The sequence below is a fragment of the Paenibacillus sp. 2TAF8 genome, from assembly GCF_052114825.1.
Taxonomy (GTDB): Bacteria; Bacillota; Bacilli; order Paenibacillales; family Paenibacillaceae; genus Paenibacillus.
In genome coordinates this window covers 119,675-131,896 of sequence record NZ_JBFRFN010000015.1, presented here as the reverse complement: position 1 = coordinate 131,896, position 12,222 = coordinate 119,675, and the positions used below count along the sequence as shown (strand labels likewise).

Annotated in this window: 14 protein-coding genes; all 14 read right to left on the bottom strand. The window is 45.6% G+C overall.

Annotated elements, in window-relative coordinates; translation table 11 throughout:
- Positions 1–23: 23 nt before the first annotated feature.
- Positions 24–437 (bottom strand): cytidine deaminase, encoded by a 414-nt coding sequence (locus AB4Z30_RS21030; RefSeq protein ID WP_441929415.1) that lies wholly within the window; start codon positions 435–437, stop codon positions 24–26.
- A gap of 374 nt (positions 438–811) precedes the next feature.
- A complete protein-coding gene (locus AB4Z30_RS21025) occupies positions 812–1,189 on the bottom strand; it encodes a diacylglycerol kinase family protein (RefSeq protein ID WP_441929414.1) in 378 nt (125 codons plus the stop codon).
- Positions 1,189–1,686, bottom strand: coding sequence for an rRNA maturation RNase YbeY (ybeY, locus tag AB4Z30_RS21020; RefSeq protein WP_441929413.1), 498 nt, complete (start codon positions 1,684–1,686; stop codon positions 1,189–1,191). The genes AB4Z30_RS21025 and ybeY overlap by 1 nt, the downstream gene beginning before the upstream one ends.
- 33 nt (positions 1,687–1,719) lie before the next feature.
- Entirely contained in the window at positions 1,720–3,969 is a 2,250-nt protein-coding gene (locus tag AB4Z30_RS21015) for an HD family phosphohydrolase (RefSeq protein ID WP_441929412.1), read from the bottom strand.
- Positions 3,970–3,985: 16 nt separating this feature from the next.
- The gene (locus tag AB4Z30_RS21010) at positions 3,986–4,957 is read right to left on the bottom strand and encodes a PhoH family protein (RefSeq protein ID WP_441929411.1); all 972 of its coding nucleotides are present in this window, start codon (positions 4,955–4,957) and stop codon (positions 3,986–3,988) included.
- A gap of 6 nt (positions 4,958–4,963) precedes the next feature.
- A complete protein-coding gene (yqfD, locus tag AB4Z30_RS21005; RefSeq protein WP_441929410.1) occupies positions 4,964–6,157 on the bottom strand; it encodes a sporulation protein YqfD in 1,194 nt (397 codons plus the stop codon).
- Positions 6,154–6,447: a sporulation protein YqfC gene (gene yqfC / locus AB4Z30_RS21000; protein WP_441929409.1), complete on the bottom strand. Its 294-nt coding sequence runs from the start codon at positions 6,445–6,447 to the stop codon at positions 6,154–6,156. Before yqfC ends, yqfD begins: the two co-directional genes overlap by 4 nt.
- Positions 6,448–6,636: 189 nt before the next feature.
- Complete coding sequence (locus AB4Z30_RS20995; protein WP_441929408.1) at positions 6,637–7,236, bottom strand: hypothetical protein; 600 nt, start codon at positions 7,234–7,236, stop codon at positions 6,637–6,639.
- A gap of 13 nt (positions 7,237–7,249) precedes the next feature.
- Complete coding sequence (gene floA, locus AB4Z30_RS20990; RefSeq protein ID WP_434750090.1) at positions 7,250–8,257, bottom strand: flotillin-like protein FloA; 1,008 nt, start codon at positions 8,255–8,257, stop codon at positions 7,250–7,252.
- 162 nt (positions 8,258–8,419) lie between these two features.
- Complete coding sequence (locus AB4Z30_RS20985; protein ID WP_441929439.1) at positions 8,420–9,742, bottom strand: NfeD family protein; 1,323 nt, start codon at positions 9,740–9,742, stop codon at positions 8,420–8,422.
- Positions 9,743–10,156: 414 nt separating this feature from the next.
- Positions 10,157–10,600: a GatB/YqeY domain-containing protein gene (locus AB4Z30_RS20980; protein WP_090914751.1), complete on the bottom strand. Its 444-nt coding sequence runs from the start codon at positions 10,598–10,600 to the stop codon at positions 10,157–10,159.
- Between the two features lie 15 nt (positions 10,601–10,615).
- Positions 10,616–10,789 (bottom strand): 30S ribosomal protein S21, encoded by a 174-nt coding sequence (gene rpsU / locus AB4Z30_RS20975; protein WP_005547957.1) that lies wholly within the window; start codon positions 10,787–10,789, stop codon positions 10,616–10,618.
- Positions 10,790–10,969: 180 nt separating this feature from the next.
- Positions 10,970–11,329, bottom strand: a complete 360-nt coding sequence (locus AB4Z30_RS20970) for a histidine triad nucleotide-binding protein (protein WP_441929407.1) — start codon at positions 11,327–11,329, stop codon at positions 10,970–10,972.
- Between the two features lie 322 nt (positions 11,330–11,651).
- On the bottom strand, positions 11,652–12,035 hold the full coding sequence (locus AB4Z30_RS20965) for a hypothetical protein (protein ID WP_441929406.1): 384 nt from the start codon (positions 12,033–12,035) through the stop codon (positions 11,652–11,654).
- Between the last annotated feature and the right edge of the window lie 187 nt (positions 12,036–12,222).

Below are 12,222 nucleotides of genomic sequence, written 5' to 3'. Positions count from 1 at the left end.
CCTCAGGCGCCTAGGCCTGAAATTTATTTTTTAGCAGAGTTTAGATCTGAGGGACCAAATGCCCATGGCAGCAATTCAGCAACTGTCGTTTCTAACAAGTCGCCTTTCAAATTACCCAAAATGACTTTCATATCCGGCTCACACAGTTCAAACATCACTTGGCGACATACGCCACATGGAGCAATTGGTCCTTCGGTATCACCAACGATGGCCATCGCCTTGAAACTGCGCGGCTTGTGCCCTCCGGCAATAGCACTGAACATCGCGGTACGCTCAGCACAGTTACCCGGTGTGTACGCCGCATTTTCAATATTGCATCCATGATGCACATGTCCTTCGCTATCCAGCAACGCTGCGCCTACTCCAAAATGGGAATATGGCGTGTACGCTTTTGTACGTGCCTTTATTGCTTCCTGCATCAACAAGCCATTATCCATTAATAATTCTCTCCCTTAGGGTGTGTATAAAGGTGTGCTCTTGGAGTTAAGTTGCTTAAAACCGTTTGATTACAGTGAGGCACTCCGATGACAGATTAACCTTCCGATCGCTGTTATCCTCGGATTTTTTCAATCACTTTTCCAAAGTGAAAATCCGATGATAGCTTATGCTTCCGATGTAGCTTTCCCTTGGAAAGCTTTCAGGCGAACGCTTCGCTTCTCCAGGTTTTTTCTGTCCTCTCCGTTATTGTGTAATTTTTTTTGGGAAACAACTTAAAAGCAGAAGCACACTTTATTGGTGGTGTACAATAAAAACCTTAAACCATTTGATTACACTAAGTCACTCTGATGACAGAATAACCTTTCAATCGCTGTTATCCCAATAGTAGTCTGAGCCAGGCAAGAACTGGTTTCAGGAAAACAACACATCCTATGATGACGGCGAACACCGCAGCCAGCAAAACTGCCCCAGCCGCGGTGTCTTTTGCCGCTTTTGCGAGCGGATGAATATCGGGCTGGGCCAAATCAACAGCGGCTTCTACAGCTGTATTCATCAGTTCCGTGACCAGAACCATAAAGACAGCTGTCAGTACAAACATCCAGTCCGTTCTCGAAATGTGGAAAAAAAATCCGGCTGCACACATCAAAATGGCAACTCCCGTGTGAACTCTAACATTCCGTTGCGTACGCAAGCCGTATGCAATTCCTTCCATAGCATTAAGGAATACCAGACCCCAGGAGCGCCTTTTCATTATCGTGTCAACCCAGCCTGGGCGAGAACAGCTTCCTGTTTCCCCATCATCTCCGCCTCACTAGCCTCATCCTGGTGGTCATAACCAAGCAGATGCAGGAAGCCATGAACAAACAAGAAGCCAAGCTCACGCTCGAATGAATGTCCATATTCCTCACTTTGCAATATCGTCCGTGGAACGGAAATGATGATGTCACCCAGCACATCCGGCATCTCTTCCATCTCCTCATCTTCATCAAGCTCGTAAATGATATCCAGCTCTTCGTCCACGGTTTCATTCATTGCAAAGGACAAAACGTCCGTAGGACGGTCGATGCCACGATAATCACGATTCAGCTCGTGAATCTGCTCATCATTAACAAACGTCAAAGCAACCTCTCCGTCTGTAATCCCCTCTGCTTCGCCAGCAAGAGCCAGCAACTGCTCCAGCATTACGATCATTGGCTCTGTAATTTCTTTATCCTCTTGTTCATTATTCCATGCTAGGTTAAGACTCATTCTTTCATAACTCCTGTCTACTCATAATATAAGTCATCCAGCTTCAGGCGACGTCGGCTTTGGCTTCTTGATCTCTTCCGGGTACTCAATTCTGGAGTGGAAAATGCCCATGACCGTTTCCTTTAATGTTTTGGCGACGACATCCAGTTCACGCATCGTAAGGTCACAATCGTTGAACTGATGATCATCCAGACGGCCTTTGATGATTTTTTCTATCATCGACTCTACCTGCTCCACAGTCGGCTTGCGTAGTGAGCGAACCGCTGCTTCCACACTATCAGCAATGCCTACAATCGCAGACTCCTTAGACTGTGCTTTCGGCCCCGGATAACGGAAATCTTCTTCTGTGAAATCAGGTTCAATTCCCGCTTCTTCTGCCTGACGGAGCGCCTTGTGATAGAAGTAGTGAAGGAAAGTTGTACCATGATGCTGTTCCGCAATATCCCGAATCGGCTTCGGCAACTTGTAGTCCTTCTGCATCTCAACACCATCCCGTGCATGCGCAACGATAATTGACTTGCTCAGCTTCGGATCGATGGAATCATGCGGATTCTCCATATTGTTCTGATTTTCAATAAAATAGATCGGACGTTTGGTCTTCCCGATATCATGATAATACGAGCCGACACGACAGAGCAATCCATTTGCACCTATAGCCTCAGCCGCTGCTTCAGACAGATTGCCGACCATGACGCTGTGATGATACGTACCTGGTGTCTCGGTAAGCAACTTACGCAGCAACGGATGGTTCGGATTCGAAAGTTCCACCAGTTTAAGCGCGGATAGAATACCAAAAGACGTTTCAAAAAACGGCATCAGCCCGATAACCAGAATAGCTGTCAGCACCCCACCTGCAGAAGCATATCCGATGCCATACAGCGTTGTTGTCCTGTTCCAGTCACCGGTATCAATCAAAGCCAGCGTAAAGACGGCCAATGATCCAAATAGACAAACCATAATAGCGCCTTTCAAGATGGTGGACCGCTGACTCGCTCGGTGGGTTGCAAAAATCGCCACAAATGAAACGACAACTGCAAAGAAACCAAGTTCAAAGTCAAATAGCTGACCCTGATGAACATTCAAAATAATGCTGGACAACATGCCAATCAGGATAGAAGACACAAAGGCAAGCGACGTATCTAACAACAAAGCAATCAACATCGCTCCAACGGCTACAGGTGCAAGGAAGCCGATAAATGGACGCTCATTCGTTTGAATAAGGGCTGTCACATGCATCACAACAATCGTAATAATAAAAATAAGAACAAGCATGAGTAGTTGGGCATTATTATATTTGAAATGCGTTCCACTGCCCTGCTGAATAAACATTAAAATCGCTGCAGACAGCATACATGAGAACAAAAGCAGTCCCAGCTGCGGCCAGTAGTTAACTTCATTTTTCAGCAAATCATTCTCATTAAGTAGCGCATACATTTCCGGGGTTATGATCTCCCCTTTAGAAACAAGTGTATCTCCTTGCTTGATAAACACCGTCGGTGTATTCTCACGAGCTTGGACCTTCGCTTCTTTGGTACCCTCTTCATCATAAAAACGGTTAGCCGTTACCACCAGTCGCGTAAGCTCCTGTACAACTTCACGCTGCGTACGTTTACTAAGCGAGCTGGCGCTGACCATCTCCGCTACTTTTGCTCGGGCTGTTGTGGCCTCACTGACTTGATCCGTCATCAATCTTGCCACAATATCACGTGCAACAGGCTTCATCTCCTGAATATCATCCGAAGTCAGACGTGAGATTTTGATGTACGTTTCTTCAGGAATGCGGTAGCTTTGTTCCTGCACAACGTTTCGAATCTCTTCCAGCAAAGTATCGGAGTATGTACCGGTTTTCCGATTGTTATTAATATAGTTAGACACAAAGTCTTTCTGACGCTGCGGAATCTCATCGCGATAAATATCAATTTTGTCCTGACTTGAGATCTGGTCATCCTGATTCAAACGGTCAATGCGATCCAGCAGCGTTGTCATCAAGTTTTCGTTACGCATCTGCACGATCTGATATATCGGTTGTACACGCTCAGCGGCTTCTTCTTGTGCCTTAAGTGTAGCTTTGTTATTCGGGATCTGCATAGGCGCAGCAATGTCTACTTCACTTCGTGTTCCTTCCTGAATGTCATAACGTTCAGGTAGGAGCTTGGAAGAAAGACTTACGTAAAAGAGGATCACTAAAAACAAAAAGAGAAGATAGCGTGCCCACACGCTATACTTCCATCCTGTCGCTCTATTTTGAAAAGATTTGCCTTTTGACATTTCTTTCGAGGTCACTTTAGACAATCCCTTTCTATGCTTGATTTTCTGCGGCGTGGTTGTAAGCCACAATGATTTTCTGGACAAGGGAGTGACGTACAACATCCTGTTCAGCGAAATGTACAAATCCAATTTCCTGAACTTCACTCAGGATCGCACTCGCTTCCACAAGTCCTGATTTTTTACCGCGCGGTAAATCAATCTGTGTCACATCTCCGGTAATGACCATTTTGGAGCCAAAACCAAGACGGGTCAAAAACATTTTCATCTGTTCAGGTGTTGTGTTCTGTGCCTCATCCAGGATGATAAAAGAATCATCCAACGTACGCCCCCGCATATAGGCCAAGGGAGCGATTTCAATTAATCCGCGTTCAAGTGCCTTCGCTGTTTGTTCCTGCCCCATAACGTCATACAGAGCGTCATACAGTGGTCTCAGGTAAGGGTCTACTTTCTCCTGCAAATCACCCGGCAGAAAACCCAGACTTTCTCCTGCTTCAACTGCTGGTCGTGTAAGCACGATCCGTTTGACGCTGCCTTCTTTAATTGCAGCAACAGCCAGCACTACAGCCAAATAGGTTTTACCCGTTCCGGCAGGTCCAATCCCGAAAACGATATCCCTCTTTTTAATCGTAGTTACGTAATGTTTCTGTCCAATCGTTTTCACACGAATCGGTTTACCACGGTATGTGGTCGTAATTTCGCCTTTGAACAGATCGAGAAGCTGATCTGCACGCATATCTTTGGCAAGCTCTATCGCATACATGACATCTCTTTCGGTTAAAACATATCCATTGCGTATCAACTGCAATAAAACATCAAATAGTTGTTCTAGTGATTCCACCTGCTGCACAGTACCAAAGATATTAATCTCTGCTTCGCGTGACGCGATCTGGGCAGGAATTTCGGATTCAATCAGTTTCAGAAAAATATCTTGGGGGCCAAAGAGAGATTGCCCCTCTCCCGCACTTTGGAGCGAGATTTGTATGCTGCGTGTTTGATCTGACAAATATCCTCATTCTCCTTGACTATGGACTAACGGAAGTTCTTCCGCGATGTTTTCTTCCACTTCAAATAATACTTTCATATAAACTTTACCATTCTCTTTCTTCTCATGCAAAATTTTTTCACTTAAAATTTTCGTGCCTTTACCGTTTTTGGCTAAAATATCATTTCGTGCCCCTTCCAAGCCTTTCGTTTTGGCCCACGCTACACTCTGCTCTTCTTGATGGAAATTCGTTTCCATATCCTTCTCTGTCATCCATCCCATAGGTAAGGTGAATGAACGCCAGGTCAGAGGTTTATGGTAAGTTTCCGTATCATATGAACTGTAGGGCGTACTTCCATATCCCCATAATTGAATTGCCCAATCCCCAAGTACCACGTAAAAACGCTCTTTGCTCTCCCCCGTCATCGTTTGGTGTTTCTGAATCAAGGGAACCTGTATATTATATTCTCGCCATACCATTCCCCGGACTTCTCCTTTGGCAACAATCGTTTTGGTATTTTCCTCATCACCCAGAATGCCCGAGATCAACACTTGTCCTTTCTTCACACGCATGTCCTTCTGTACCACAGGCCGTCCCTGTTCGGCATAAATATGAGTGATAACCGCATCCGATTTACTGATCAGATGTCTTGGATTCAGCAAAGGCTCACGCTTAGGCTGCGCCGATTCAACAACCTGAATTGTAACCCTTGTTCCCTCTTTGGTTACGCCAATCCAGGTCACATCCGGCAACGCAAGCGCCAGTTGTCTGGAGAGCTTGTCCTGGCTTTTCATTCGAAAGCTCCATTGAAAAGGATAAAGCCCTTCCTTTTTGGCCGCAGCCAGCACCTCGTCAGTCGGAATCGTTACGTTCCCTTTGACTTCCACATCCCAAATCATGGACGATAGTGCAAATAGTGCTACCACAAAAAATAGCATGCCTCCCACAAAAAACTTTCTGCGGAATAAACGTGCCAGAAAAAAAGGAAAACCGCTGCGGTGAGTGATTTTCACTCTGCAGCCTGTCCCTTTTACAATGGGGCGCAGCCTGAAAAAATGCGGAAGCAAAATACTCATCTCCGCCTGGCGTCCACCCTCCGCACGTAGATCCCATACACTAAGCCGTTGCTCTGTTATCGCATTAATTAGTGTCTCTATATCTCCGCCTGTGACTTTGATACGCAATGCTCCCCGCAATTTGTACAGACTGGGCTGCTTCATCCGTCTCCCTCCACTCCATTCATATGAATATCCAGAATCGTACCTTCTATAGCTACTTCATCAGGCAAAATGTTACGTATCACCAGAGCACTGCCTTTGATCTCCAATTGGCCTTGTGACAGAGCGAGTACGATGCGATCCGGCGTGAAATGGATGACACCGCGATGATTCTCTATATACAGTTGCTTACTGCCGATCAGGGTTAACCGTGGCATATCATAAAGCACATCCTGCGGCAGATCCAGCACCTCGCTGGTCCATCTGCGCAGCTTGCGGCTGATCCGGGTCATTCGAAGGTCTTCCCCCTTCCTCTACAGTTCAACTTATGCGCAAATTCAGGAAATTATGAAGAATTGGTGAGCGGTTACGCACATATTTTGCTGAAAACACAGGCATACGAAAAAAGCCTTCCCTGGAGGCATCATGCTCACCAGAAAAGGCTTCGTTCCGTCTTCCATATTTGAATGAATTACCGCCGTCTACAGCTTGCCCCTTGTACCAAAAGGCTGCTTCGAACGTGGCGAACCAAGCACTTCTGCCCAGAGTACCCCTGTTCGGATATCTTCCGGACGAAGACGGGAAGGCCCTGAATTCGTTGAATCCGTATCTTCAAAGCTAGAATTCGATACCGATGGAGAACTTGCTGAAGAAATACGATTCAGTCTATCCTGTATCATGCGTTGCTGTTCTTCCATCAATCTCATCTGCTCATCGACCGAACTCTGCATGTTACCCAGAGATTGCTCATCTCTAAAATCATCTCCTGAACGAGAAGATGCAACAGTCTCTGGCTCTGAGTAAGGCTGATCATAACGTTCATCATCATAGCGGTCGTCGTCATAACGCTCATCACGCTGCTGATCGTAACGTTGCTCATCCGTCCTGGATGACTGTTGCGGAGAGTCATTTCCTGAGCGACGATTCGCATCCTCGCCATTACCAAACGTCGGCATCCCGTTACCAGGACGCTTCTGATTCGGGTTTGCAGACTTCCCAAGCTTTCCAAGGACCGAAAAGAGGGCAAAAGCAATAACCGCTACCACATATAGATTGTTAAATATCCATTCGAATAGGCTCATATGCATTCACCGCCTATCTTCCGTTTTTGGAATCACCCTGATCATTGGAATTCGGACTCTCAGCAGGTTTTCCCAACGTGTTGCGCATCTGAGTATCGGCTTCAATGTTTTTCAGGTTCATATAATCCATCACGCCAATTTTACCACTACGAAGTGCTTCGGACATCGCGAGCGGTACTTGGGACTCGGACTCTACGACACGCGCTCTCATCTCAACAACGCGCGCTTTCATCTCTTGCTCTTGTGCTACGGCCATTGCACGGCGCTCTTCCGCTTTTGCCTGTGCAATACGTTTATCCGCTTCTGCCTGCTCGGTTTGCAAGAAGGCACCAATGTTTTTACCTACGTCTACGTCCGCGATATCAATTGACAGAATTTCAAACGCAGTACCCGCATCCAAACCTTTGGACAATACCGTACGAGAGATCAAATCCGGATTTTCCAAGACATCTTTGTGGGAGTTCGAGGAACCATTCGTACTTACAATACCTTCGCCGACACGGGCGATAATGGTTTCTTCACCAGCACCACCGACGAGACGATCAATGTTGGCACGAACTGTAACTCGCGCTCTAACTTTAACTTCAATACCGTCTTTGGCAACCGCGGATACGATTGGTGTTTCGATAACACGCGGGTTAACACTCATTTGTACAGCTTGCAATACATCACGACCTGCAAGGTCAATGGCTGCAGCACGTTCAAATTCGAGTGGGATATTGGCACGTTGTGCAGCAATCAATGCATTAACAACACGGTCAACGTTACCACCAGCAAGGAAGTGACTCTCCAACTGGTTCATTGTCAGTTGAAGACCCGCTTTGGTTGCTTTGATCAACGGGTTAACGATACGACTCGGTGTTACACGTCTCAATCTCATCGCCACCAGTGTAATGATACCTACACGCACGCCGGATGCAATAGCCGAGATCCAGAGCATAACCGGGAAAAAGCTGAAAAATACGCTCAGGACGATAATAGCTAGCACCGCGATGAGCAAAATCGTAATCATTGGATCCATAGATTAAATTCCTCCGTTTGCAATATGTTTTTTGTAAAATAGAGCATCAGAACTGACGCTAATGAATCCGCTGCTGAAACATGAATCCACCACATTGCCCACAGCCTGGCAACAGGTTATGTACATTGCCGAAGCGTTATCATCACTCCGGCAACCGCAGAATTACACCGGTAAAGCCTGTTGTACAACAATCCGGGTACCTTCCGCTTTGATGACAATCACAGGTGTATCCACAGGTATGAATCCACCATCTGTGACGACATCGACTCGTTCACCATCAAACATCGCCGTCCCTGCTGGACGAAGCGGTGTCATACTGATGCCCTGCATTCCTATTAGCTCTTTGCGCTCTGTAGCCGAGGAATATCCACGATCAGCAGATAACTTATCGCTTAATATGAATCGATTCCATATTCCTCGATCCTTGAATACCACAGCGATGATCGCGATTACAACCAGTGCAGCTCCAAAAGCAATACCCAGGGACACAAACGCATCACTCGTGTCATAAGCCGCTCTGACAACTCCGGCTACCAGCGCAATGGATCCCAAAATACCTAGAATACCAAAGCTCGGAATAAACATCTCCAGAATCATCATGACAAGCCCGACCGTAAATAATACCCATGTCTCCGCCCCGGCAAACCCCGCAATGTAGTTTCCGGAGAAATAAAGCACAAAACATACAATCCCGACGATTCCCGGAACGCCAAATCCAGGCACAATCAGTTCAATGATGACACCGGCAATACCAAGGAATAACAATACCGTCATCACAATCGGATTAGTTAAAAATGTCGAAATGTTCTCTGCAGCAGTGCGTTCCAATTTGAACACATGTTCTTGACTGTAACCAAGCCATGCTGCTGCTTCCTCAGGTGTGTTACTGATATGGTCGGCATAACCCACTTTCAGCGCGTCCTCGGCAGAGAGAGCAATAATTTCACCTTTTTGCTTGGTTTTATTGATCTCTGGCATTTCTACCACCATATTGACGTCGGCCATCCCTGCCGCAATATCACCATCCCGGCCGCTCTTTTGGGCAGCGCCCTCCATTTTACTCGTCCAGTATGCAACCAGCTTGGGATCGTCAACATGTTTGCCTGTGCTGTCTACCATGGCCGCAGCACCAATCATACTACCTGGTGACATTACGATCTTGTCTGCATTCAGCGCAAGAAAACTTCCTGCTGATGCAGCATCACCACGAACAAAAGCCAACGTTTCAATAGGGCTGTTTTTAATCATCGTGCCTAGCGCATCTGCAGTATCCACACGGCCTCCCGGCGTATTGATATCAAGAATGATCAAGCCAGCATTCATCTTCTCTGCTTCCTTGAATCCGCGCTCCATGAATTTGCCTAATCCCTGCTCGATTGGTTTATCCACCGGAATAATATATACGGCGCCGCTTTTCTCAGCTGCATGCGCTGACGGTATTCCAATCCAGGCAGGAAGTAAAAGCGTCAGCAGCATCAAGAGCATCAGTGACCCCGTAAGCTTCTTCCGGCGCTTTCCCTTCACATTAGTCCCCCCTTTTCCAATAATGTTATACTGTCCAGCTTATGGTATTTATTACGTACAATGCAACATTACGTTTCAAAAACTTAAGATTATATTTGAATATTCGTTCAATTGCAAGAAATAAATACCCATAAACATGTTTTATAACCATTATTTATAACATTTTGTGTATTTACTGTGAAAGATGAGAGACGATCCATGTTGCTTCCTTAATCGTAATGCCCAGTGTCTATATATCATTGTAGTTGGTTTGTTTACCTACAGTATTCTCGCGAGATTTTGCATGATATTCAAAAAAGATAAGGATTGAAGACGATTAATATAACAATAAAAAAACACCCCCTGACAAGTCAGGGGGTGTTTATTGAATTTGCTTTATTGCAGAAATTGTTGAACTGCTTGATTAACCAGTTTGCCGTCCGCTTTGCCTTTGACTTTAGGCATAAGGGCCGCCATCACTTTCCCCATCTCGGCTTTCGAAGAAGCACCGGTTTCCTGGATGGTCTGCTGTACAATAACTTTAATTTCTTCTTCGGTAAGCTGTGCAGGAAGATACTGGATAAGTATTTCAATTTCCGCTTCGGCATTTGCCGCGAGTTCTTCGCGACCTGCTTTGCCAAATTCTTGGAGGGCATCTTTGCGCTGTTTGATTTCACGACTCAGGATATCAAGCACTTCGTTGTCATCCAAATCTCTTTTCAAATCTATTTCAAGATTCTTGATCGTCGAACGAATCAACCGAATGGTGGAGAGTCTGAACTTGTCCTTACTCTTCATCGCTTGCTTCATATCTTCGTTCAATCGTTCGCTAAGATTCATGTAGTTAAAATCCTCCTAAAACTTTCTCTTACGAGCAGCCTCGGACTTTTTCTTGCGCTTTACGCTTGGCTTCTCATAATGCTTACGTTTCTTCACCTCAGCCAAGACGCCATCTTTAGCGATGGAACGTTTAAAACGGCGAAGTGCAGCATCAATAGTCTCGTTTTTGCGAACTTTAGTTTCAGACACCAGTTTTCCCTCCCTCCGACCAGACCGTCCAAGAGCAATAACACGGTTCATCATCTTCCATTATAGGCGAAAGGCAATAAAAGTGTCAACCTTAACGTGATCCCTTAATATTAGCTGAGCTACAGATTTTTTTCAAGTGCAAAAACAATTCCACAACTTGAGTAACATTAACCTACGCTCTTATTTGTGTGAATCAGACAGACTTGTTAACGCACCCAACCGGGTTCCGCCCAGCACATGGTAATGCAAATGATGCACGGTTTGTTCGCCGTCTCTACCACAGTTGTTAATCAATCGATATCCCGTTTCCTGCACACCAAGCCGCTTGGCTGCCTCTTGTGCAGCTGCATGAATTTCTCCAATCAAAGGCAGATCTTCCGTAGTTACATCATTCATGGAAGCGATATGTTTCTTTGGCACAACCAACACATGTGTTGGTGCCGCAGGCTGAATATCATGAAAAACGATCACATGGTCGTTCTCCAGTACTTTGTTGGAGGGAATGGCGCCCTCTACAATTTTGCAAAATAAGCAATCCATCGTACGATCCCTCCTTCCTTCGACTACAAATTATGTATACTCCTATATCATACTAAAAGTAAATTCGCACGTCCAATACTGCACGAACAAGATTTATTTCACATGATTAATAGAAGAAATATGTATTAACATCAACACTTGCATAGGAAGGTAGCCGAGGAATCCATGAGAATTTCACAAGTTGGTCTCCTGATGCACTCGATCTTGTAGTTGTCAAAAAAAGCCACACCCGGAGGCACAATGTACATTGCCTGGGTCTGACTCTAATTGGATTTATTGTCGTTCAATCCTCTAATTCAAATGAATGCGGACTTAGACTTTTTTAATAATAAGGCAGTAGGGTTAATGCTGTCAGAGCAAACAAAGGCAGAACCAGCCTGTTAAAGCGTCTGCGACCATATCCATAATAAGGGTAAGGAGCAGGATAGCCGTAACCAGGATAAAATCCACGAGCAGCCGTCACCGGGTACTGAGTTACAGGCATCATATTCGGAGCTGCATTTGCATGGCCTGCCATAACTTCATTTCCAACCGGAACAGCCAAATAAATCATCTCATCATCCACATTCTCCACAATGCCATCATAATAAGAACCATCATTCATCTGAATACATACATAACGATGGATATGATCCTTACATAGTTTCTTTGCCGCTACTTTATCCACGCCAATCGCCTCCCAGTTCAGCTCTTCTTCACCCTTCATCGTATTCAGATCTGGGCGAATTGACACTGTATTGAAGAGGTTTAGATAAAAGGATACAAAAAAGGAGCCCCTCGTGAGCGGTCTTCAATAGAAGTCCGGCTGCCTGGACATCTATACAGGAAGCTTCCTGAACAGATGTCCGGGCGGGGGCTCAAAAATGTTTGTCGGCTTGACTGTAGTATAACAG

Excerpts from the sequence above, each read along its gene's own strand:
- AB4Z30_RS21030 (WP_441929415.1), bottom strand. The coding sequence starts at position 437 with ATGGATAATGGCTTGTTGATGCAGGAAGCAATAAAGGCACGTACAAAA.
- AB4Z30_RS21025 (WP_441929414.1), bottom strand. The coding sequence starts at position 1,189 with ATGAAAAGGCGCTCCTGGGGTCTGGTATTCCTTAATGCTATGGAAGGA.
- ybeY (WP_441929413.1), bottom strand. The coding sequence starts at position 1,686 with ATGAGTCTTAACCTAGCATGGAATAATGAACAAGAGGATAAAGAAATT.
- yqfD (WP_441929410.1), bottom strand. The coding sequence starts at position 6,157 with ATGAAGCAGCCCAGTCTGTACAAATTGCGGGGAGCATTGCGTATCAAA.
- yqfC (WP_441929409.1), bottom strand. The coding sequence starts at position 6,447 with ATGACCCGGATCAGCCGCAAGCTGCGCAGATGGACCAGCGAGGTGCTG.
- AB4Z30_RS20995 (WP_441929408.1), bottom strand. The coding sequence starts at position 7,236 with ATGAGCCTATTCGAATGGATATTTAACAATCTATATGTGGTAGCGGTT.
- floA (WP_434750090.1), bottom strand. The coding sequence starts at position 8,257 with ATGGATCCAATGATTACGATTTTGCTCATCGCGGTGCTAGCTATTATC.
- AB4Z30_RS20985 (WP_441929439.1), bottom strand. The coding sequence starts at position 9,742 with ATGCTCTTGATGCTGCTGACGCTTTTACTTCCTGCCTGGATTGGAATA.
- AB4Z30_RS20980 (WP_090914751.1), bottom strand. The coding sequence starts at position 10,600 with ATGAATCTTAGCGAACGATTGAACGAAGATATGAAGCAAGCGATGAAG.
- AB4Z30_RS20970 (WP_441929407.1), bottom strand. The coding sequence starts at position 11,329 with ATGGATTGCTTATTTTGCAAAATTGTAGAGGGCGCCATTCCCTCCAAC.
- AB4Z30_RS20965 (WP_441929406.1), bottom strand. The coding sequence starts at position 12,035 with ATGAAGGGTGAAGAAGAGCTGAACTGGGAGGCGATTGGCGTGGATAAA.